This window comes from Spirulina sp. LEGE 11439 (assembly GCF_059821285.1).
Genome location: NZ_JCAMRX010000041.1, coordinates 13,137 through 34,776, shown reverse-complemented (window position 1 = coordinate 34,776; position 21,640 = coordinate 13,137). Strand labels below are relative to the sequence as shown.

21 protein-coding genes are annotated in these 21,640 nt (G+C 41.9%); 12 read left to right on the top strand and 9 right to left on the bottom strand.

Translation table 11 applies throughout. The features are described from left to right. Positions 1–74: 74 nt before the first annotated feature. Positions 75–593 carry a hypothetical protein gene (locus tag AC6RV6_RS22035; RefSeq protein ID WP_500243033.1) on the bottom strand — a complete coding sequence of 173 codons (519 nt, stop codon included), beginning with the start codon at positions 591–593 and terminating at the stop codon, positions 75–77. Positions 594–729: 136 nt separating this feature from the next. On the opposite strand from AC6RV6_RS22035, the gene AC6RV6_RS22030 reads away from it, so the two are divergent. The 8 genes from AC6RV6_RS22030 to AC6RV6_RS21995 all read left to right on the top strand — a co-directional run bounded on the left by AC6RV6_RS22030 (position 730) and on the right by AC6RV6_RS21995 (position 10,480). After that, positions 730–1,470, top strand: coding sequence for a hypothetical protein (locus AC6RV6_RS22030; RefSeq protein ID WP_500243032.1), 741 nt, complete (start codon positions 730–732; stop codon positions 1,468–1,470). 248 nt (positions 1,471–1,718) lie between these two features. After that, the gene (locus AC6RV6_RS22025) at positions 1,719–2,015 is read left to right on the top strand and encodes a DUF3082 domain-containing protein (protein ID WP_500243031.1); all 297 of its coding nucleotides are present in this window, start codon (positions 1,719–1,721) and stop codon (positions 2,013–2,015) included. Between the two features lie 34 nt (positions 2,016–2,049). Beyond that, positions 2,050–4,281 carry a dynamin family protein gene (locus AC6RV6_RS22020; protein ID WP_500243030.1) on the top strand — a complete coding sequence of 744 codons (2,232 nt, stop codon included), beginning with the start codon at positions 2,050–2,052 and terminating at the stop codon, positions 4,279–4,281. A gap of 16 nt (positions 4,282–4,297) precedes the next feature. Continuing rightward, the gene (locus AC6RV6_RS22015) at positions 4,298–4,450 is read left to right on the top strand and encodes a hypothetical protein (RefSeq protein ID WP_500243029.1); all 153 of its coding nucleotides are present in this window, start codon (positions 4,298–4,300) and stop codon (positions 4,448–4,450) included. Between the two features lie 105 nt (positions 4,451–4,555). Continuing rightward, entirely contained in the window at positions 4,556–6,028 is a 1,473-nt protein-coding gene (locus AC6RV6_RS22010; protein ID WP_500243028.1) for a TldD/PmbA family protein, read from the top strand. A gap of 51 nt (positions 6,029–6,079) precedes the next feature. Continuing rightward, complete coding sequence (locus AC6RV6_RS22005) at positions 6,080–7,432, top strand: TldD/PmbA family protein (protein WP_500243027.1); 1,353 nt, start codon at positions 6,080–6,082, stop codon at positions 7,430–7,432. 207 nt (positions 7,433–7,639) lie between these two features. Beyond that, positions 7,640–8,113: a hypothetical protein gene (locus tag AC6RV6_RS22000; protein WP_500243026.1), complete on the top strand. Its 474-nt coding sequence runs from the start codon at positions 7,640–7,642 to the stop codon at positions 8,111–8,113. A 219-nt stretch (positions 8,114–8,332) separates the two neighbouring features. Then, positions 8,333–10,480 (top strand): CHAT domain-containing protein, encoded by a 2,148-nt coding sequence (locus tag AC6RV6_RS21995; RefSeq protein ID WP_500243025.1) that lies wholly within the window; start codon positions 8,333–8,335, stop codon positions 10,478–10,480. Here AC6RV6_RS21995 and AC6RV6_RS21990 read toward each other — a convergent pair. From AC6RV6_RS21990 to AC6RV6_RS21980, 3 genes are all read right to left on the bottom strand, one after another. After that, positions 10,462–12,531 (bottom strand): tetratricopeptide repeat protein, encoded by a 2,070-nt coding sequence (locus AC6RV6_RS21990; protein ID WP_500243024.1) that lies wholly within the window; start codon positions 12,529–12,531, stop codon positions 10,462–10,464. The genes AC6RV6_RS21995 and AC6RV6_RS21990 overlap by 19 nt on opposite strands. Positions 12,532–12,603: 72 nt before the next feature. Continuing rightward, positions 12,604–13,032, bottom strand: coding sequence for a hypothetical protein (locus tag AC6RV6_RS21985; protein ID WP_500243023.1), 429 nt, complete (start codon positions 13,030–13,032; stop codon positions 12,604–12,606). A gap of 244 nt (positions 13,033–13,276) precedes the next feature. Further along, complete coding sequence (locus tag AC6RV6_RS21980) at positions 13,277–14,245, bottom strand: RpnC/YadD family protein (protein WP_500243022.1); 969 nt, start codon at positions 14,243–14,245, stop codon at positions 13,277–13,279. Positions 14,246–14,404: 159 nt separating this feature from the next. On the opposite strand from AC6RV6_RS21980, the gene AC6RV6_RS21975 reads away from it, so the two are divergent. Then, a complete protein-coding gene (locus AC6RV6_RS21975; RefSeq protein ID WP_500243021.1) occupies positions 14,405–14,938 on the top strand; it encodes a J domain-containing protein in 534 nt (177 codons plus the stop codon). A 5-nt stretch (positions 14,939–14,943) separates the two neighbouring features. After that, the gene (locus AC6RV6_RS21970; protein ID WP_500243020.1) at positions 14,944–15,216 is read left to right on the top strand and encodes a DUF3143 domain-containing protein; all 273 of its coding nucleotides are present in this window, start codon (positions 14,944–14,946) and stop codon (positions 15,214–15,216) included. A gap of 36 nt (positions 15,217–15,252) precedes the next feature. Here the strand turns inward: AC6RV6_RS21970 and AC6RV6_RS21965 are convergent, their stop codons facing one another. Then, the gene (locus AC6RV6_RS21965; protein WP_500243019.1) at positions 15,253–17,067 is read right to left on the bottom strand and encodes a protein kinase domain-containing protein; all 1,815 of its coding nucleotides are present in this window, start codon (positions 17,065–17,067) and stop codon (positions 15,253–15,255) included. 113 nt (positions 17,068–17,180) lie between these two features. Here AC6RV6_RS21965 and AC6RV6_RS21960 point away from each other — a divergent pair, with 113 nt between their 5' ends. Together AC6RV6_RS21960 and AC6RV6_RS21955 are read left to right on the top strand one after the other, a co-directional pair. Further along, complete coding sequence (locus AC6RV6_RS21960) at positions 17,181–18,134, top strand: LysR family transcriptional regulator (protein ID WP_500243018.1); 954 nt, start codon at positions 17,181–17,183, stop codon at positions 18,132–18,134. A gap of 86 nt (positions 18,135–18,220) precedes the next feature. Next, positions 18,221–18,652 carry a Fur family transcriptional regulator gene (locus tag AC6RV6_RS21955; RefSeq protein WP_500243017.1) on the top strand — a complete coding sequence of 144 codons (432 nt, stop codon included), beginning with the start codon at positions 18,221–18,223 and terminating at the stop codon, positions 18,650–18,652. A 26-nt stretch (positions 18,653–18,678) separates the two neighbouring features. Here the strand turns inward: AC6RV6_RS21955 and hrcA are convergent, their stop codons facing one another. The 4 genes from hrcA to AC6RV6_RS21935 all read right to left on the bottom strand — a co-directional run bounded on the left by hrcA (position 18,679) and on the right by AC6RV6_RS21935 (position 21,512). Then, positions 18,679–19,764 carry a heat-inducible transcriptional repressor HrcA gene (gene hrcA, locus AC6RV6_RS21950; RefSeq protein ID WP_500243016.1) on the bottom strand — a complete coding sequence of 362 codons (1,086 nt, stop codon included), beginning with the start codon at positions 19,762–19,764 and terminating at the stop codon, positions 18,679–18,681. An 82-nt stretch (positions 19,765–19,846) separates the two neighbouring features. After that, positions 19,847–20,194 (bottom strand): rhodanese-like domain-containing protein, encoded by a 348-nt coding sequence (locus AC6RV6_RS21945; protein ID WP_500243054.1) that lies wholly within the window; start codon positions 20,192–20,194, stop codon positions 19,847–19,849. A 111-nt stretch (positions 20,195–20,305) separates the two neighbouring features. Further along, positions 20,306–21,094, bottom strand: coding sequence for a lipoate--protein ligase family protein (locus AC6RV6_RS21940; protein ID WP_500243015.1), 789 nt, complete (start codon positions 21,092–21,094; stop codon positions 20,306–20,308). Further along, positions 21,051–21,512, bottom strand: a complete 462-nt coding sequence (locus AC6RV6_RS21935; RefSeq protein ID WP_500243053.1) for a YbjN domain-containing protein — start codon at positions 21,510–21,512, stop codon at positions 21,051–21,053. Before AC6RV6_RS21935 ends, AC6RV6_RS21940 begins: the two co-directional genes overlap by 44 nt. Positions 21,513–21,640: the final 128 nt, after the last annotated feature.

The window sequence follows — 21,640 nt, the reverse complement described above, 5'->3', positions numbered from 1 at the left end:
ATTTCCCAGACAATCAGCGATCGCTTTATCTTGTTAATGGATGTCGCGATCGCTTTTCTTTTGCTTCAAGAAACCTATTGTCCTAAATACCGACTTGCCATTTGCATCGCATCGGCAATATCCACATCCCCATCGCCATCAGCATCGAGAAAGGCAGTCAGGACGGCATTATTTTGCGGATCTCGCGCATCTGTCCCGGATTGGAGAAATTGCAACACCAGAGGGACTAAACTGGGTAACATCGCCTGCATCATGCTGGCAGATAAGCCGGTTTTCTTTTCTACTTCTCCCGCAATTTGTTCGACCTGCGGAAGAGAAAATAGCATTTGCACGACTTGGGGACTGGGACTGGTGCCGCTAAATTGATTCACAATGGCTTGGGCGCTAGCGTCTCCTTCATTATTTCGCTTGTCCTGTAAGCTGGAACGCACGTATTTCCCGACGATAGACATCGCAGATTGCAAGTTTTCTGGGTTGGCTTGATTAGCTTGGCTGAGGCTTTGTACTGTGTTGAGAATTGCCCCGAGACCGTCGGGACTGGCTGCGCGATCGGGGTTATCGATCGCGCCGAGAATGCTGTTAAATAAGCTCATTTCAGTTATTCGGTTATTCGTTATCGGTTATTAATTATCGGTGATTTCACGATCGGCGATCGCGCTCTTTACAGTAAAATTTAACAATCGGGCGTTTGCTCTTGCAGAATCTTTGCAGTTTGGAAAGTCAATTGCGATGTCTAATCAACAAATAAATAAACAAACCTCAAAAAAGCGTTTTACCTTCTTAACGATTGCCTCTACACTCGTTCTTATTTATTTAACTTTTAAAGTTATTGTTTTGCCAGTCGTGCAAACAGGAATCGCTATTTTTCCTCATTCAACGAATGCCGAAAAAATTACTCTCGATCGGATAAAAATTCCCGAACTCGCATTATCTGATATTATGCTACTGGTTATTGTTTTTTTATTTCATCCTCAATCTTCAAAAATATTTGAAACCTTAGATTTTTCACTTCAAGGATTCAAGGCTAAATTCAGAAATTTAGAGAATAAAGTCGATGAAGCCCAAGATAATATTACAAAGTTTCAACAACAGCAAATTGACTTATTAAAACAGCAACAGGAAGAAATCGATAAAGTTCAACGATTTATATATCGATTAGTGCTCTTACCCAACGAGATAGCAATCTTGGAAGCTCTGAAAGGACACAGTACAGATAAGGCGTTTGCTGAATTTTATGTCACTCAAATGGCAGGAACAACTCTGAGGCGATTGAGAGACTCAAATTTGATTCAAGTTAAGCCTCCATATCGATATATTTCTGATATAGAAAAGGCTAGTAATTATGCCAAGACAGATAAAGATTTTATTAACTTAACTGAATGCTTTATGCTCACTCAATTAGGAGCAGAGTTTTTAGAAAAATTAGACCAACTCATCACTCCAGACGATCGAGATGTTACTGAAAACTAACTGGAGTTTTTCGATCGCATTCTTTCCAAAGTTATGCCCAAAGATTAGCCAAAAATGAGCTTGAGATCGATCTCGCAAAATGAACCACAGAGTCACAGAGAAACACAGAGAGAGAAATGTGTCCTAATCAGTCATCGTCGTGCTATATCCATTCTCACTCGGATTGAGATCGCACTTCCCTTCTTTTCCAGTCTTCTTATCTTTCCAATCCCCCCTAAAATATAGGAATAGTTTATTATGCACTCTCTATGAGCGATTCTCCTCCCACTGCCGATCGCAAAACTTTAACCCCCTTACAATGCGTAATTGGGGCTGTCACTGCAGGGGGTTTCGCCTTCCCCCTCTATTTGCTGACCACCTCGATCGCCAATACCTTTGCCGAAAAACCCTTACCCTCCACCAACCAAACCGCTTTAAATATTGCCGTTGCCGTGCGAACTTTGGTGGCAGGACTTGCTACATTAGCAACAGCTATCTTTGCGATCGCCGCGATCGGATTACTCGCCCTCGCCATTCAAATTGCCTTTAGCAAAGAAACAGAATAATAATTGCGAATTAACCTTTACCTCAACCTCATTCATGTCTTCTCAACGGTTTCAAGAAATTTACGAAAGTATCTACGATACAGGAATGAGACTCGTGCAGTATTTGCAAGAGTTGCGAGAAGAAGAACTCGCCCGAGGAGATGATGCAGAAACCTTGCAGGCGATCGAAGGGGAGGCGAGAAAAGCATTAACGGCCTTGCGAGAACAAAAGTATCATGTAGCGGTTATTGCTGCCATGAAAGCAGGCAAAAGTACCTTTCTCAATGCGTTAATTGGTGCGGATGTATTAGCCAGTGAAACCGAATCTTGCACGGTGTGTCGAACTGATGTGCGTCCTCTCTCGGCTGGAGAAGTTCCGAGGTTGCTGGAATATCGGGAACGGCAAAAACAGCCCGTCCTTGTTGCTGAAGGGGATGCACGGATCATTCGCCAGCATTTTCTCGAACGCACCCACTTGATCCGGGCAACGGATAACCGCGATCGCGTCAAGCGTTTCGAGTTGGAATATCCCATTGATGCGATCGGAAATATTTCGGCACTCAAGGGCTTTACCCTCGTCGATACCCCAGGACCGAATGAGTGGCAAGATGGCTCTTTTGATAGCATCATTCTCAAACAAACCGCCCTTGAAGTTCTCCGCAATTGCGATGTTGTTCTCTTTATTCTCGATTATTCTTCTTTTAAAGATAACACGAATTCAGAGCTTCTTCGGGACTTAATCGAACAACGCAGCGATTTTTTAAATCGCAATCGTGGGGCAATTTATTTTATTCTCAATAAAATCGATCGCAAGACTGAAGAAGATCGTCCTATTCAACATGTTATTGACGATCTCAAACGAACATTAAAAGAATTTGGCATTCCCGAACCCATTGTTTATCCTACCAGTGCATGGCAAGGGCTGCTTGCAAAAATGATTCAACGAGGACTCGCAACAGACGTTCATTTACGGAACTTCAAGCGCTTTTTTGGAGGGCGATATGCAAGAGAAACTCCTGACGGTGACTTCATCGTTCCTTCCCCCCAAAAAATCGCCCCTCAAGCCTTAAAAGATAGTTTAATTCCGATTATTGAAAAAGCCGTCGTGCAAGAAGTCGTTGATAATGCCGGCTGGAATTTATTAAGCGATGTCATTGCCAAACTCAATAAAGCCGGACAAGGAGTGGAAGATGTCATTAACACCCGTATTAGTGGCTGGAAAATTGAAATTAAACCCTTGCGCCAAAAGATGGAAGAATATAAACGCTTGGCTAAGAATGCGATCGTGCAAATTCGCGGCGTAAAAAAACTGGTGGAACAACAAGAAAAACAATTAATCGAACAGTTTAAATGGGAAATTACCGACTTTGCCGAACGTGCAAAATTAACCATTCAGCAGGAGTTTGAAATTTTTGTTCATTATCGTTTTTCTGATTATACGATTTCTCCCGACCCAACAGAAGAACCCGATATTGAAGAAGAAACTGAAAAAAATACCCGCTTTCCCGTCCCAAAAAGATTAGCAGAATCTTTGAAGAGAGTGATTAACGATCTTTTAGGGGATGAAGAAAACCCCTATAAAATTCGGTGCGAAACAGAAGAAGAAGTCGAACAAATCAAGAAAGATATCAACCGTTTTTGTGCGATTCTCATTAAAGATTGGTGGACGAATACACAAGATAAACTCTCTCGCGATGGAACCTTAATTAGACAAGAATTAGTCGCACAAATTCAGGAAAATGTGCAAACTATTTCTGACGAACTCTCGAAATATCTAGGAGAAGCGCTCGATATTTCTATGAACATTAATCCCATTCAAATGTTGGTTTTTGATTTCCAAGGAATTGATACCCAAGTTCAACAACAAACCGAAAATTATACGCGCTGGACGAGAGAACGAAAACAAGCATTTTGTCGAGATTATGAAGTTGATATTCAAGTAGACGATCGCCGTTCTTATTTCGAGATCGATTTGCGTCAAACCATCGTTGCGATTAAATATGAAATTGATGCCCAAACCTCCGGTAGTCTAATCGTTGTCGAACGGGCAATCAAAAAGCAAGTGGGTGAAGATTTCGGCCATGCAGAACAACAAATTAATGAATATATTAACCGTTTTTTAGTTGAATTCGATCGCCTGTTGAAGGAAAGGGAAACGCGAGAAACAGAAGTCGATAATATTTTGGCAGACTTAGAAGCACAGAAAATGGCACTCTATCACTATCTTGAAGAATTAGCGCAGCTACACCAAGCGCTGGACAATGAACAATTAGCAATGAACAATTAGCAATTATCAATGAACAATGAGCAATTTTTGTTTCTATTTCTTCATTCCCTATTTGCTTGATTTAATTCGTAATTTGCAATACTACAACTTGAGTGGGGTTGGCAAAGGATGGGATTTTGCTAGACTGGAGAGAGCGCGATCGCTCTTGAGGACAATTTCTCGGATTTAATTAAAAAAATGAGAGCAAAATTCTCCTTATCAATTGGCGATCGCCGAGATTCCTCGCAATTGAAGGGTTTGTAACTTAATCAACCTTTAGTCTAGCTTACTTATTATGTCTCCAAGCACGCTTCTACTCACAAAAGAATTGCCCGCCCTCAAATATCTCTCGACTCCAGAATGTTTTGATATTACATGGGAAGCCCCACTATCAACACTTCTCGGACTCGGACGGGCAGCCGGAGCGGATTTTATCGAAATTTTTCTAGAACGTAAGAACTATATTAGTTGCTTAGCCGAACAAGATGCCATTACCAGTATTAGCCCCCAATTATCAACCGGTGCTGGCGTGCGAGTCTTTCGCGGTAATGGAGACTGTTATGTTAGCACTAACGATTTGTCATTTAAGGGATTAAAGTCTGCTTTAGAAAAAGGGCTTTCTATTTTAGGATTGAATCTTCCTTCTCCCAATGCTTATGTTCCCGAAATTTACCTTGACATGATTCGGGACTATGCAGCCGCCAAAGATAAAGAAAAATGGCTGCCTGAATGTAGTGCCATGCAGGAAATGGGGGATATTTTACTAGCAGCGAATGACCAACTGGACAAGAAAGCCTCTCACGTTCAATCTCGTCGTAGTGCTTATTCTCGTGACTGGCAAGAAGTGATGATTGCTGCCAGTGATGGGACTTTTGCTCGAGACATTCGCCTCACTCAGACTGTCGGCTCAAATTTACTCTGCGCCGATGGAGAACATCGGACTTCAAACGGCTTGCGAGATGGAGACACCAGCGATCCGGATTTCTTGAGGAATTGGGGTTACGAAAAAACCGCCGAAGAATTGTCAGAAACGGCAGGGAAAATGCTCTATGCCGACTATGTAGAATCGGGAACTTATCCGATTATTATGGCCAATCATTTTGGGGGGGTTATTTTTCACGAAGCCTGCGGACACTTGTTAGAGACAACCCAAATCGAACGGAAAACGACTCCTTTTATTGATAAAAAAGGCGAAAAAATTGCCCACGAAAATTTAACGGCTTGGGATGAAGGGCGATCGGAAGATGCTTTTGGAACTCTCGATATGGATGATGAGGGAATGCCGACTCAACGCACTCTTTTGATTGAAAATGGTATTTTGAAAAACTTCCTTGCCGATCGCGCCGGATCCATGCGTACCGGACATCCTCGCACGGGTAGCGGTCGCCGTCAAAACTATACTTATGCGGCAGCTTCTCGGATGCGGAATACCTACATTGCTCCGGGTCCATACGGTCTTGATGCACTATTTGCCTCTGTGGATAAAGGTATTTACTGTAAGAAAATGGGAGGGGGTAGCGTCGGTCCTACCGGTGAATTTAACTTTGGTGTTGATGAGGCTTATTTAATTGAAAAAGGGAAAGTCACCAAACCTCTCAAAGGGGCTATTTTAATTGGGGAAGCAAAGGAAATTATGAACAAAATTTCTTTGTGTTCCAACGATCTTAGCCTCGCACCGGGTTTTTGTGGTTCCATTAGCGGCAGCATTTACGTCACCGTCGGACAGCCTCATATTAAAGTTGATTCGATTACCGTTGGTGGCAGGTAAATCAATGAACAGTAAACAGTAAACAGTGAACAGTAAACAAGCAACAATAAAATGATCCAAGTTCGAGAATTAGCCAATTATGCGGGAGATATTGCCCGATCGCTAGGCATTAAAAAGTACGATATCTATGGATCGTCGATCGATTCGACGAATGTACAGGTCGATCGCGGCGAACCGAAACAAGTCAAAGCCTCTAATCGTTCTAGCGTGATTGTTCGGGTTTGGAATGAGAATGATACCGTCGGGGTAACGAGTACCACGGATGTCGATCGCAATGGCATTAAGTTGGCGTTGAAAACTGCTTGCGAAGCGAGTTTCTTTGGGGTTCAAGAAAATATTCCCGATTTTAGCCCCGAAGCGACAAATCCCCTACCTGATGTTAAATACGATAAGGCAAATCAAGTTGCTGTTTCTGAGTTAATTGACAAGTTACTCGACGCAGAAAAGCAATTAGTAGAGACTCATGAGGCGATCGAAAGCGTCCCTTATAACAGTTTATCCCAACAGGATAGCGATCGCTTTTATCTCAATAGCGAAGGGGCATTACGAGAAGAAGGACGCACCTATGCAATGGTGTATCTTTACACGAAAACGGAAGAAGAAGGGAAAAAGCCTCGCAGTGCTGGCAGTTTTCGCATGAGTCAGGGGATGGAGAAGTTAGCGATCGCCGACTGCGTGCAAGAAGCCTCGGAAAAAACTATCAGCCATCTCAACTATCAAAAAGTACCGTCGGGAAAATATCGCGTCGTCTTTTCTGCTGAAGCCTTTTTGAGTCTGTTAGGTGCATTTTCTAACATGATGAATGCCCAAAGTATCCTTGACAAGCAAAGTCTTTCCACTCCCGAATCTTTAGGAGAAGCGATCGCCTCTCCTTTACTTTCCGTTTGCGATGATGCGCTGCATCCGGATAATGTTGCGGTGGAAACCTTTGATGGTGAAGGTACTCCCACTCGCCGCACTCCGCTAATTACGGAAGGCATTCTCACGGGATTTCTCCATAGTGCGGGAACGGCAAAACGAATGAATGCAGTCCCGACAGGACACGCTAATTTAGGGGCAAAAATTACCGTCAGTCCTCATTTTTACCATGTTTTTCAAGGGCAATCCCCCGAACGAGAATATAAACTCGAAGAAGAGGAAAATATTATCTTAATTGATGAATTAAATGCCCTCCATGCAGGTGTAAATTCCCTACAAGGATCGTTTTCCTTACCCTTTGATGGTTGGTTGATGAATAAAGGCGATCGCATCAGCATCGACTCGGGGACGGTTGCAGGTGATATTCGCGAAGTTCTCAAATCTATCATTTACGTGGAAAAAGAACCCGAATTAACGCCGTCTGGAGTTTGTCCGCGCATCTGGGTTGATGATTTATCGGTAACAGGAGAAAATGTTGAGGGTTAAAAGTTGAATGGGAAGGAAGGAAAATTTACCATTTATCCTTTTTCTCTCATCCTGCTAAAAGTTCTTTATTCATTCTTCATCCTTTTTCTGGAATTCTTCATCTCTCGTTTACGCTTTGCAAATATCTCGATGACATAAAAATAGTCATCGAGATATTTGTAGTTTATAGTTAAATCAGAGGTCAGTTATTATTCGGGGATCGATATCGTGCAGAAATATCTCCTTTCTTTGTTAACGCCAGCTTTGCTATTAGTTTCGGGTTTCGGGTTAACCGTTCGCAGTCAAACCTCATCGGAAATGGCGACAACATTACCGCGATTAACGTTTGCGGTGAGTGGTTGTGAGGATGACTTTTTGCGATCGTGTTCCCAGAAGAACTTAAAGGATGAGTTTTATCCTACGGATATTAGCATTGAAGTGAGTAAAAATACGGTTTTATTTTCTCATCGTTTGGGATATGTCTGTTGTGCAGATATTCAATTAGAGAGCCAAGTGAACGATAATATTATTACGATTGTCGAACGCAATGAGGGCAATTATTGTCGTTGTTCTTGCAACTATAGCATTAATGGGACTTTGGTAGATTTAGCACCGGGAAATTATGAATTGCAGGTTTATGGGATGAAATATCGCGATCGCGGTAAAGAGTTATTATTTGTGGAAAATATTGCGATCGAGTAGAAAGATTGCCAAAGCGATCGCACCTCTTGGGGAAATTTTGCTATAGTTAAAAGTTGTCAGTATCTCGTTAGATCATGAGCGATCGCCCTTCGCAATACTTAAACGAGTATTGAGATCGCAAATTTGCGATCGTTTCTTTGTCATTATGCTCTACTCTCCATAAGATTAGTGTAATAATGCTAAGATGGAGTAAGTCTTTTTTACTAGATCGTGGAAGTTATGTATTTTAAGAGAGTATTAATTATATCTACATCTTTATTGCTTTTTTTCGGAGGCAATGCAGTTGCAAAACTAAATGTCAATGAAGAACTTGACAAAACTTCCGATCTGTCTCTGGAATCTACTATAGATCGCCTAGCACAAAACCCGTCTCAAACTATACCAGAAATTAGGCAAGCTATTAGATATTTAAATGAAGGAGATTTATCTTATCAAAATGGTAATTATTCTGATGCAGAAAATTCATATAGAAATGCGTGGGAAGCTCTTGGAAGTAGCAATATTGGCACTTTAAACTTTCGCGTACCCAAACCACGAGTGATTGAAAGCGGTGTTAATATACTAGGAATATGGTTTACTCGTACTGTACGAACGACTAGCTCCGGACTGGTTGGAAGTTCAAAAATTAATGAATCCCTAGACTATTTACATGGGGTAGCAGTCAATCACTTGGCTCAAGGAAATGGAGTTGTCGATTTTGCTCTCCTAACTTCTAGATATTTTAGTCAAAGACTCTTAGAAGCTGTTAGACAAGATGCTCGACAGAGAAATAATAGGCCAAATTACACATTTAAAGATATTGAAGATACTCATAAAATCGAAGTTAAAATTCTACGCAAATTACAGCAGTCCTTAGCCAATCAAAATAAGAAAAGCACAATTGAACTAGCTTTAGAAATTGCCGAGCTAAGTCGTAACCTTGAATTACTTCGAGTAATACCTGCTATAGCTTATGCACTAGATAGCAGAGTACAAAATTATCAGTTTACAGGCGCTCGTATCTCAGACCTATCAGATATCCCAGACCTATTAAGTCCGAAAAACTTAAATATTGCAGATATTAAGGATATTGCAAAAGATGAAAACTCAACACTGGTTTACTATTCTGTTCCTTCTCCATCTCAAATTCTGATTTGGGTAATTCGTCCTTCAGGCGATATTTATTTTAAGGAAACTCAAATATCAGAAGAAGCTCTCTCTCTCGAATCTTTAGTCCAAAAAACTTTGCGCTCCACTTCGAGATATATCGATCGCGGTGAAGATGACAAAGCATTAATACAAGCATTGAGAGATTTGAATCTCCGCATTGCATCCGATCATTCAGATAACATTCAAGATAGAATTACGACAGAGGACGAACAAAGAGCCAATCTCCAAAAGCTACATCACCTTTTAATTGAACCCGTGCGGGAATTTTTACCATCTAATCCAGAAGAGCAGGTTGTTTTCTTACCACAAGGTTCTTTATTCTCCGTTCCCTTTGTCGCTTTACAAGATGAAAATGGAATCTCGTTGATCGATCGCCATACAGTTCGAGTAGCCGTGAATTTCAATAGTCTAAACAAGGATAGACCCTCTCTAACGAAATTCCCACAACGCGAACAAGTTCTCATTGTAGGGAATCCAGATTCCCAGCAAGTTCCTCCGTTACCCGGAGCGCACAAAGAAGCGTTGGAAATTGGCTTATTAACTCGAGGTAGACCGCTCATGAGAGATAAAGCGACTCTCGATGCAGTCAAGGAAGGTATGCTTTCGGCAGATATATTGCATTTCGCGACTCATGGACTGTTTAATTCTCAAACACCCGTCGATCTCATGCTGGTTCAAGAAACATCAGAGGAAAATTCGTATGTCTACAGAATTGAAGGAGATGCAAATGCTAATTCATCCTCTCGTGGAGTCTGGTATCACTTCTGGTACGACAGTCAAGAAAAAGTAGCACGTCATATTATCAGAACCAACGGTTCGATTCCCGGAAAAATTGTGATGTCTAATTTTTTTCTTAGCGCAGCAGATATTTTAAATATGCGATCGAATGCAAAATTAGCTGTTTTGAGTGCTTGTAATACAGGTCAAGGCGTTGTAACTGATAGTACCATTCTGGGACTGCCATTTTCATTTGGTCTTGCAGGAGTCCCTCGCGTTGTTGTTTCCTTATGGTCTGTACCCGATCGCCCCACGCAAATGTTAATGCTTGAATTCTACAAGGAAATGCAGGCTCAAGGAAAGTCCGGTCAAAAAATCGACGAGGCTCGAGCATTGCGACAAGCTATGTTAAAAGTTAAAGCAATACCCGAATATCGAGATCCCATTCATTGGGCTGGTTTTACACTAATGGAAGTATCCCATCAGGATCGAGAATCTTGATTCTCTTGAAAACTACTTCTAAGTTGTTCTAAGTTACTTTGTATTATTTTTGTGACTGGATGTTCGATACCAAGGATATTTTTTGCGATATCAAGTGCTTCTATGTATAATGGTTCTGATTGTTTGAATTTATTGAGATCCTGATATAACTTAGCTAAATTATTTAAGTTATATGCAATATCGATATGTCTATTTCCAAACATTCGTTTCCTCATGTCCAATGATTCTTTATACAAAGATTCTGCATTTTCAAAATCTTTCAAATCATAGTAAATAGCACCAAGATTATTCAGACTCGTTGCGACTGTAGGATGATCTTTCCAAATACTTTTCTGAATTGTGATACACTCCTCTAACAAAATCTTTGCCTGTTTGTGTTTTCCTTGATCTGAATATACTTGGCTAAAGTTATTCAAAATTCTAAGATAATCGGGATGCTTTTCCTCTAAAACCTCTTGTGCAATCGGTCTTAATTGAGTATATATACTTTCTGCTTCAGCATATCTTTTTTCTTTATAGTAACAAGCAGCAAAGTTATCACGAGTAGTAATTGTTTTAGGATGTTTTTCTCCAAATATTTCTTTTCTAATCTCGTAAGCTATTCTATAATATTCGTGTGCTTCAGGATATTTTCCTGTTGAGGTATATAACATTGCAAGGTTATTGTAACTCTCTGCTATATCTGGATGATTACCGTCCAGTATTTCTCTCCGAATCTCTAATGATTGTTCATAAGCAGACTCAGCTTTATCAAATTCACCAGATGATTTAAAAGCAAGACCTAAATTATTGAGAGAATCAGCAACTTTGAGATTCTTTTCTCCCAATTCTTTTTTTCTGATTTCCAGAGATTTCTTATGCAGAGAAATTGCTTCTTGGGAATTACCTTGATTTCTATAAAGACATCCTAATGTATTGCATATATTTGCTATTTCTTCGTCATCCAAATATTCTGATTTTTGATTTATACACTCAGATATATGAGGAACGAGAATCCAAGACTTTTGATCTTCCAATGATGTTGTTGATTCTGAAATATCTTTGCATATTGAATTGATTAAATGACAATATTCTTGTCTCCATTGATTAATGGTAGGATAACTAAGACTCTTACTGATAATAAATTGTCGTAATAATGGATGAAGGTGATACAAATTTTTGGATTCTCGTTTTAATAAACTTCGTTTCACTAATTTTGTTCGCCAATTATCTAAAGATATTGAATCGATACCAACTTTATACTGCTCTACCACTTCCCATGGAATCGGAGTCGCAGCAAACAAACTTAACTGTATTGCTAACTCCTGCGTTACTGTATTTAATTCTTGCCAACTCAACTGAAATGCTGCTCGAACTCCTCGCTCGGTTGCTTCTATGGTATCTTCCACAAAATCTAAATCTTGTTGTTGTTCCAAACGCACTCTCATATCTGCTAAAGACAAGTCTTCCAATTCGTCCAGATACTGCCCTACTAACTCTAATCCCAAAGGCAAATAGCCCAACCATTGACATAATTCTCGTGCTATTTGCAACTCTGCTGTAACGCGATTTTGACCAATGAAAGATTGCAATAGCTCTAATGCTGCATCTTCTCCCAAGATATTTAGATCCAGTTTTTTTAACTTTTTTAACTCGCGATCGAGAGTTTGCGATCGCGTTGTAATAATGACCTTAAAACGTGGGTTATCTGGAGGGAGAAAAGATTTAATCTGGTTGTAGTCAGCAACATCATCCAAGATGACTAAAATATCTCCCGCGATCGGCCATTCCCTCCAACAATATTCAACTCGTTTTGCTAAAGCTAGATCCTTTTCAGGTTTTGTTTGCAAATACACCCGGGCAAAATTAACGATTTCAAGACCTATATCTACATCTCGTGCAGGTAACCAACACAAACCTCCCGGATAGAATTCTTGCTTATAATATCGGGCATATTGGAGAGCAAGTTCGGTTTTGCCGATCCCTCCCATCCCTGTCACCGCAGTAATAGCAATACCTTGAGATTGCTGCAATTGTTCGTGCAGCCTTTTAAGGTCTGCACATCGCCCCACGAATTTAGCGACTCCACTGAGAGGAAGATTGTCCGGATGTTGTTGAACCGGCTCCGATGCCGGCGAGTTCAGTCAAAGGTTGTAAGTATTATTTTGGGTATGGATATTTCCACGAGTGAAATTAGCTAACTTCTCAAATTTATAAGTTTCGCTAACTTTGGGATTTGCTTTTAACGCGGCGCTCATTTCTTGCAAAACTTCTGTTAATTGAGGAATAGTTTCTGTTTCGACAACTGTTGCTAGAGCCTCTATTGTCTCCTTAATATCCGAATTGCTGGCGGCCGCGGCTTCCACATCTAAAACCGCTTGACCGTAATCGAGAGGCTGTTCTGGTGCTTTTTCAATAGCCGCTACAGTTTCGGGAGACTGCTTTTTGAGAGCCTCGATAAATTCCTCCGTCCGCGTGTAGACCACATCGGCAACATTTTCCGCCGTTTTTTCTAGTGCTTTCGTTGCAATAATAGAGCCAATGGCAAGGGCAGCAGTTGTTATCGGTTCCACGCTTTACTCTCCATATTCGTTAATGAGTGTTACCTTATTCTAAGTATGGAACAAATTGGGAAGAATCGCCACGTTAAAGAGACATTGTATAAATTATCACACATAGAGCTTTTTGCTGTATCGATCGGCAACGTAGACAATATGGTAATTAAATAGCGATCGCGTTCTCAATGGCATAAATCAACCATCTCATTAAATAAGATCGCACTACTTCATTTTCTTTGAACAGAGTTTTAAGGTTAAACTAAGTTTGAGAAGAAATTTGTGCATCTACGAATTGTCGGAAGATTTCGAGAGAATCCACTGTAATTGCTTGTCGCAGTAGAGCCGAAAGAACCGCATCATCTCGAATGCGATCGAGAGTTTCTCTTAACTCTTCTGGTACAGATTGAAAACGAACTTCTAGTACCGCAAGCATTGACTGCAAGATTCCCTGTCCGAGTCCTTGTTCGAGTCCTTCTTGACGTGCCCTGCGTTCGATATTGGTGACAAACGACATTTGATTTTCCTCCTCAAAACGTCCGATCTCTGTCTCGAATCCCATCTGAATTGATTCTGGCAAAGTCATCATCCAATCGATGAGCCGATATAACTCTAGGATATCTTGTCTTTGATAACCTCGTTGATATAAACCCTTAGCAATCCTCAATTTTTCTCGATAACGACCCGTTGGATCGTTTTTCGTTTGTTGGGTTTCTCGATGTGCCATTACCATGATCGCAAAAGGATTATTGCTCTCTTCTAGAGTTTCTAGGGCATAATCGAGGAGCTTAACAGTCGGGAATTGTAATAAAACTCGACCCCCAAAAATATCATAACTGTAGCGATCGGGTCGCCATGATTCCCGCTCGTCAGCTAAAACCGCTAAACTTAACACGGGACGACGATAGCGATCGTAAATCCGACTGTTATAAATATACATTCGCTCAGCAAAAATTGCTTGGACTTGACTCTGAACTTCGATGTGAATCAAAATCCATGCTTCTTCCCCATTTTGCTGCCAAACTTTGACTAACTTATCAGCATCTCTCCGCCCGGTTTCCGAATCTCGGACAATCTTTTGCAATTCTTTATCGAGGAATTCATAACCTCGACTCCAATCAATTTCCCGATAAATTTGAGGAAAAAAGAAAACCATAAAAGCAGGAAAATATAAAGAAATAGCATCTTTCCAAGGAGAATCATATTCAGCACGTTGTTCGGGTTCGCTCATCGATCTTAATTTACTAACTGTTCGGAAAGTGTTGGTTGTGACCCAAGATTAGCTAACATTTCAATTAGGATAACTTCCTCGCTTCCAAATCTCCAAACAAGTGACCGATCGCAGGTACAATATAAAGCTAAGTTTGGATTTCTCCCCCATCCCCCTTCCATGAGTCAGAGTGGATTTAATCCCAAAACGAGCGATCGCAAGGCATCGGCACAGAAGCGCATTGCCCATAGTTACTATGCCCGTTTGGGGCTGCATCCTTCGGCTTCTGTCATTGACATCAGACGGGCATATTGGCAGTTAAGCAAACGCTATCACCCGGATACGACGGAATTACCCTTAGAAGTGGCAAAGGTGAAATTTCAAAAGCTCAACGAAGCCTATGCAACCCTCTGCGATCGCGAGCGTCGTTTGCTCTACGATAATCAAATTGGTTATTCTCGGTTTTATGTCGTACAAGCGCGATCGCCTTTTTCTTGGGAAGAAGAAGAGGAAGAATGGCAAAATACGGCTTATCTCGACCCTAGCGATCGCCCCCTCTCGGCAGGAGAATTATTCGCTTTGTTTATTTTGGGTGTCACTTTTCTCGGTTGCATTCTGTTAGCGATCGCAGTAGGCTTAACTCGAGGGGAAACAGCTTTACAAATTCCTATTGCTTTTCTTTTCTCTTCTCTACTCAAATTCTCATTTTTATAGCGTTTATGGTTCTCCCAAATCCCGATACTCCCCTCTACAATCATCCTCTTCCTGAAATTGAAAATTGGCTTCTCGATCTGGGATGTCAACAAGATCGAGAACAACCTAATTGTTGGAACATCGCGCGTCCGACATGGCAAGCCGAATTATGTTTAGACGTGGAAGATGTATCGGTTCGCTATCTCAAAGCTGGTGAAGGAACGCGAGATATCGTGCGATCTTTTAAATATTCTCTCAGTCGTGCTGATGTTGAAGCAGCAGTCTTTTCCGGACCTTAATATTCAGAATCGGTAATATTCAGAATCGGTAATTGTTTATTGATAGTGCCAGAGTTTAATTGTTTTATCCCGAGAAGCACTGGCAATTATTGGATGATTGGGCGCGATCGCAATGGCTTCAATTCCCAATTCATGACCTGTAAGTTCGTGCAATAATTGACCCGTACCGGGATGCCAAATTCGTAAGGTGCGATCGCTACTGCCGCTAACTAATAAATTGCCTTCTAGATTAATAGCCAAAGCGTTAATAGAATCGGTATGACCTTTTAATTCTCGTATCAATATCCCTTGTTGTAAATCCCACATTTTTATGGTTTTATCTTCACTACCACTAAACAAAATATGACCGCTTGGACTCACGACTAAAGCATTAATTGTACCGGAATGACCTTGGAGAACTTGTTGAGTTTGACCAGTATTAATATCCCACACTCTTAAGGTGCGATCGCTACTTCCACTGATTAAAAATTTATCTTTTGGGTTAAAGACAAGACTGCGAATTTCTTGAGAATGTCCCAGTAATGTTTGCTTTAATTCTCGGGTTTCGCTATCCCATAATTTAATCGTTTTATCTGCACTTCCACTGGCTAAGAATTGACCATCTTGCGAGATGGCTAAGGTTTTAATCCAACCGGTATGTGCATCAATTTCTGCAATTTCTGACTCAAAATTCCAGAAGCAAATCCGGTAATCCCAACTACCACTAATGATTAAATTTATTTGCGGATGAAAAACGATTTCCTCAATAATGCTAGAATGCCCTTTAAGGGGTGTAAATTGGGTTTTTCCCGTGTCTGTATCCCATAAACGAATAGTGCGATCGGCTCCTCCACTGGCTAATAATTTGCCATCGGGATGAAAAGCAAGGGCGTGAATTGAGCTAGAATGCCCTTCTAAGGTACGAAAACAGCGCCAAGTGGGTTGTAAGGTGTTGAGAGCGGTTTTTGTTCCAATTTGAGTCGGCGATCGCGGTTGGGAAAGAGTCGGGATAAGGGTTTGTCCGAGGTGCAAATCCCGATAGATTTCTTGGGCTGATTGATAGCGATCGCCGACGGCATCCGCCAGCATTTTATTGATAACTTTTCTTAAAGTCGGATTGACAGGATTCACTAAATAGTCTTCCCAAACCCAAACGCCATCAACACTACTAAACAGATCGAAGGGATGAAGGCGAGTCAATAGATGAATGCAAATGACTCCCAAACTGTACAAATCGCTTGCATAAACGGCTTTCCCGCGTAATTGTTCCGGAGCGACATAAGCCGCCGAACCGACAACAGTTCCCGTTTTCGCGAGTGCCGTTTTCGCTGTCACTTTGGATGTACTTAAGTCAACGAGAAATAATGTTCCTGCGGGAGTGCGAATAAAATTTTGAGGATTGATATCGCGGTGAACAATCTGACAGTCATGAATAAATTGGAGAATCGGTAAAACTTCTTCAATTAGATTTTGAATGGTTGTTTCGTCGTAGATTTCTGCAGCAATATTTTTACCTTCAATGACTTCTTGAACGATAGTCGGTGAGAAATTATGAATATTGGGAGCGGTTTCAAAATAAGCAAGGAGTTGAGGAATATTAGGATGAAGTCCTAATGTTTGCAATTTTTGCGCTTCATTGCGAAAATTATCCAGATTTTCTGCATTATTTTTCAGAGAAATTTGTTTAATAATGCAGTGAGGTTTGTGGGGTTGAGCCTCATCAACGCCTAAAAAAGTACGCCCCACTCCACCTTTAACTATGAGAGTACGATAGCGATCGCCGAGAAGGAGTTTCGAGCCACAATTGAGGCAAAATCGGCTATTTTCAGGGTTTTGCGGTTGAGAGCATTGAGGATTTAAACAATATGTCATTGGACTGGTGACTGATAACTGATAACTGATAACTGTTCACTGATAACGTAACCGATCGCGCAGATCCGCTAGAGTCTTGAGAGAAGAAAATAATGTAATTTACGATACATTCTATGCGGATCGAGCAATTGCAGGCATTTTTAGCCGTAGCGGATGCAGGAAACTTCGGACAGGCAGCCAAGCAGTGCGGGATTACCCAATCTACCATCAGCCGCCAAATTCAAGCCCTCGAAAGCGAACTGGGCTTACCTTTGTTTCATCGTACCGCCCGAGTTAAATTGACCGTAGCGGGAGAACAATTGCTTTCGAGAGCTAAACGTATCTGCTTGGAGTGGACCAATGCCACGCGAGAATTGACAGAACTGCGAGACGGCAAGCAACCCGAACTCTGCGTTGCTGCCATTCATTCTGCTTGCTCTCACTACTTGCCTCCCATCTTGCAACAATTTTGCCGCGACTATCCTGAAGTACAATTGCGCGTCACGGCTTTAGGTAGCGATCGCGCTCTGAAAGTGTTACGAGATAATTTAGTTGATGTGGCGATCGTGCAAAACAATCAATTTTTAACCGCATCTCCAGAAACCATCGTCGAACCTCTTTATCGCGAACCCGTACAAATTTTAATGGCGGCCAATCATCCTCTCACCCAGCACGATCGCGTCCCTTGGTCGGAACTGATCGGCTATCCCCAAGTTGTATTTAAAGATGGGTACGGGATGCAGCGCTTGGTACAAGACCGTTTTGAGAAGCTGGGGGCAAACCTACACGCAGTCATGGAACTCAATACTCTCGATGCTTTTCGCGGTGTCGTCCGCCAAGGAAACACGATCGCCTTACTGCCCCAAGGTGCTCTCATTGAAGCGCAAAACGATCCCAGTCTTGCTATTCGCAGTATTGCTGCGGCTCATTCCCCCGCAGGCAGTATCGAAGACAGCAATTTAACCCGTCAAGTCATTCTCGTGACTACTTGCGATCGCCTCCTCATCCCTCCCATTCAGCATTTTTGCAACCTAGTCCGACAAGCCTTACAACAAAAACCCAGAAAAGAGGAAGAATATATCGCTTAATCTGATGTTATCGTAGAAGAAAAACGCAATCAGCTTCCTAAGATTGGGGAGTCCGCGATCGCTCTTTGACAAATGGGGGATGAGTGATGGGTCACGAGAAAATATTGGCGAGCGAGATGGAAGCCATTAAGATGCAAATGAAGGCGAAAGGGTTAAGAATTACGCCTCAGCGTTTTGCCGTGTATGCTAATCTTCTCCATCGCAACGATCATCCCACCGTTGAAGCAATTCTCACGGATATTAATTGCGAGTTGCCGATCGCTTCTAAGGCCAGCGTTTACAGTGCTTTAACAGTATTGCGAGAAGTCGGTTTGGTACGAGAAGTTTTGTTAGAGGAAGGGATTACTCGCTACGATGCCCGCGTTACTCCCCATCACCATTTTATCTGTCAGGATTGCGGCGCGATCGCGGATCTTGATTGGGATGCTTTGGGAACGCTACCGATTAACCATCTTCCTTCCGGTTTGCAACTCGAGAGTTATGAAATTATCTTGAAAGGAAAATGCGATCGCTGTTAACAGTTATCAGTTAACAATGTCGATCTTTATGAACTTAGTGCTTCTGAGAGATAATCGGCGGAGGCTTCTACGAGGGCGATCGCATTTTCGTATAACATTCGGGTGGGTCCGATCAAGCCAACACTACCCACGGGAATATCGCCTTGGTGATAAGGGGCAGAAATTACGGTACAAATATTTAAAGGTTCGAGGGGATTTTCCGAACCAATGCGAACGCTGACACGCTTGCTATCTTCGTCGCGATCGCAGGATTCAAAAATGAGGGGAAAAAGTTGCTCTTGTTCTTCTTCTAGGAGATGTAATAAGGTTTGGATTTGATGCACTTGAGCAAATTCGGGTTGACGCAAGGCTTCAGAAATACCACGAATGAGGATAGGGGTGTAAGTGGGTTGGTGCAAGCATTTTTCTAATTCTGCCAAAGATGCTTGTAAAATGTCGGCATAGCATTGAAATTCGCGATCGATCTCTACCCAATCCAAACTGCTTAAGTCCAAGAGAGATTTACCGCGCAATTTATGATTTAAAAAGTTAGAAAGAATTTGTAATTCCCCTGCAATCAATTCTTCATCCCATTCTCCTTCTTCCGAGTCTGCAATCGCTAAATCCATTAAAATTGATTGGGTTTGATAAGCTTCCATTACCACGACTAACATGACTTGCTTTTCGTTCACGAAAACGAGTTGCAAGTGACGCAAACAATCTCGCGGATTTTGAGGTAAAGTAATTAAAGCAATATGACCGCTTAGGGTTGCTAGAATTTGGGTGGCGCGTTTGAGTAGAACTTCTAAATTATAAGCATTCCAATCGAGTTGTTGGGTATATAAATCGATAATTTGTTCGTTTCCCACTTCATCGGGATTCATCAAGCGATCGACATAAATTCGATAGCCCGAGTCAGAAGGAATGCGACCGGCAGAAGTATGCGGTTGATATAACAATCCTTCTTTTTCTAAGCGTCCCATTGCATTGCGAATTGTTGCGGGACTGACTTGAAAATCGTATTCGTTAGCGAGAGTTTTTGAACCGACGGGTTCTGCTGTGGCCACATAATGGCGAATGGTAGCCGAGAGAATGGATTGATAGCGATCGCTTAACTTAAAGGAAGAAAACATGAGTAAAAAAGTTTGGCAGTAAAAAAGTCTTTAAAAAAAATAAATATTATTAAAGACAAGGAGAAACAGGGCAAGATAAGGCTTAATATCGAGGCAAACTAGAATCAACTAAACAAGCATAAGCCTCAATTCCACCCGTGATATTTTTAACATTGGTAAACCCTTGACTTCGTAGCCATTGACACATTTGCGCCGATCGCATGCCATGATGGCAGAGAACATAAGTTTCTTCATGGGTTTGCAAGCGATTGGTAATCTCTGGCGACCATTCATTAAATTGACTTAAGGATAACACTTCAAACCCTTCAATATAAGCGATCGCGATCTCTTCGGGTTCGCGCACGTCAATAAGTTGTAGGGTTTCACGAGATTCTGCTAGGCGTTGGGCGAGATCTGCAACAGAAATTTGGCCTTGGGGGTCTTCAAACATCATGAGAGAATGGGGAATTGATAATGGGGAATTGATAGTTAATACTATCATGGCAGACTACAAAAGAGAGGTTTAAAGCCTCAAACTTAAGGCAGAATTACTATTCATTATTTATTGTTTCTGGGTCATAGAAATAACTTCCTCCCACTCCAATTGACTGAGAGGTTGAGGAATTAATTCAATTGCCCAACACTCTCGGGCAGCCGTTGTCAGTGCTTTGATAATTTGTTCGCGATCGCATTGATGTGGAGGAGGAGATCCTATTGGGAATTCATCAAAAACTTGGCGATACAGTTCTGTATTGCGAGACAGTGCGATCGCGCCGTGTTGTAAGATAAAATCCCTCTGATGATATTGGGCGCTACCGATAAATTTGTAACCGCTTTCCGTCACCAGATCTGCCGCCGTTGCGCTACTAAAACAACTGGCTTGTTTAATATACCCGCGCCGAATCTTACCATAGTGCAGATTTACTCCGAGGGAGCGCCAGCCCGCGATTAAAAAAGAACAAAGATGTTGATAGGTTTGCGATCGCGTTCCCGATAGTCCCGATGTCACCACCATATAGGTTAAATCGCCCTGATGCAAAACTGCCCGACCTCCCGTGGGACGGCGCACCAAGTCGATCGCTCGTCCTTGCCATTGTAACTGCTGCCAAAATTCCGGATATTGGCGTTGATGGTAACCGAGGGAAATTGCCACGGGATCCCACGTATAAAAGCGCAGAGTCGGCGGACAATTCCCGGCAAGATGCTGCTGAAATAACCAACGATCGAGCGCCATTTGAGTTGCGCCAGAAGCCGAGATCGGGGGAATAAAACGCCAAGATTGCGGGTTCTGGGTTCTGGGTTGTTGGTTACCCGTTACCAAATTCAGTTTGAAGGGATTCGTCGTTGTCATCAGCGATCGTGGCGACAAGGGTGATGGTGCGAGAAATTTCCGTCGCAGAGAGATCGGCGACGGCGCGTTGAGAGGAAACAACAATGCGATCGCCAAAAATCCCAAAACAAGTCTCAAAAGTTCCCGACCAATTCATCTCCATTAATTTCTTCATTAAATCGAGTTCATTCTTGGCAGGGAGTTTTAATACAGGAGACCAAACCGTAAGCAAATCGTCCTCAGTTTCTCCGGTTAACTGGACGAAAACTTCGACGCTACCGTATTGAAATTTCCAGAGATGTCCGTCTTGGGTATGGTTAACCATCGCACTATCATTTTGTGCCAAGCTGGAAATTACTGTTTCTATCAAATCTTTGTAATTGGAAGCCTCCGGGTTGAGTTCGCTGTCCTCGGCAACCAGAGCCTCTAAATTTTGCATTGTCATATCAATTATCGGCTATCAATCAAGGATAATGAAAATTGGGTATTTTGTTAATTCTACTACTGTTTTCTGCTTTCTAACGGGTGACTGCAATGCCTTGAGCCTGAAAGGGTTACGGGTGACGC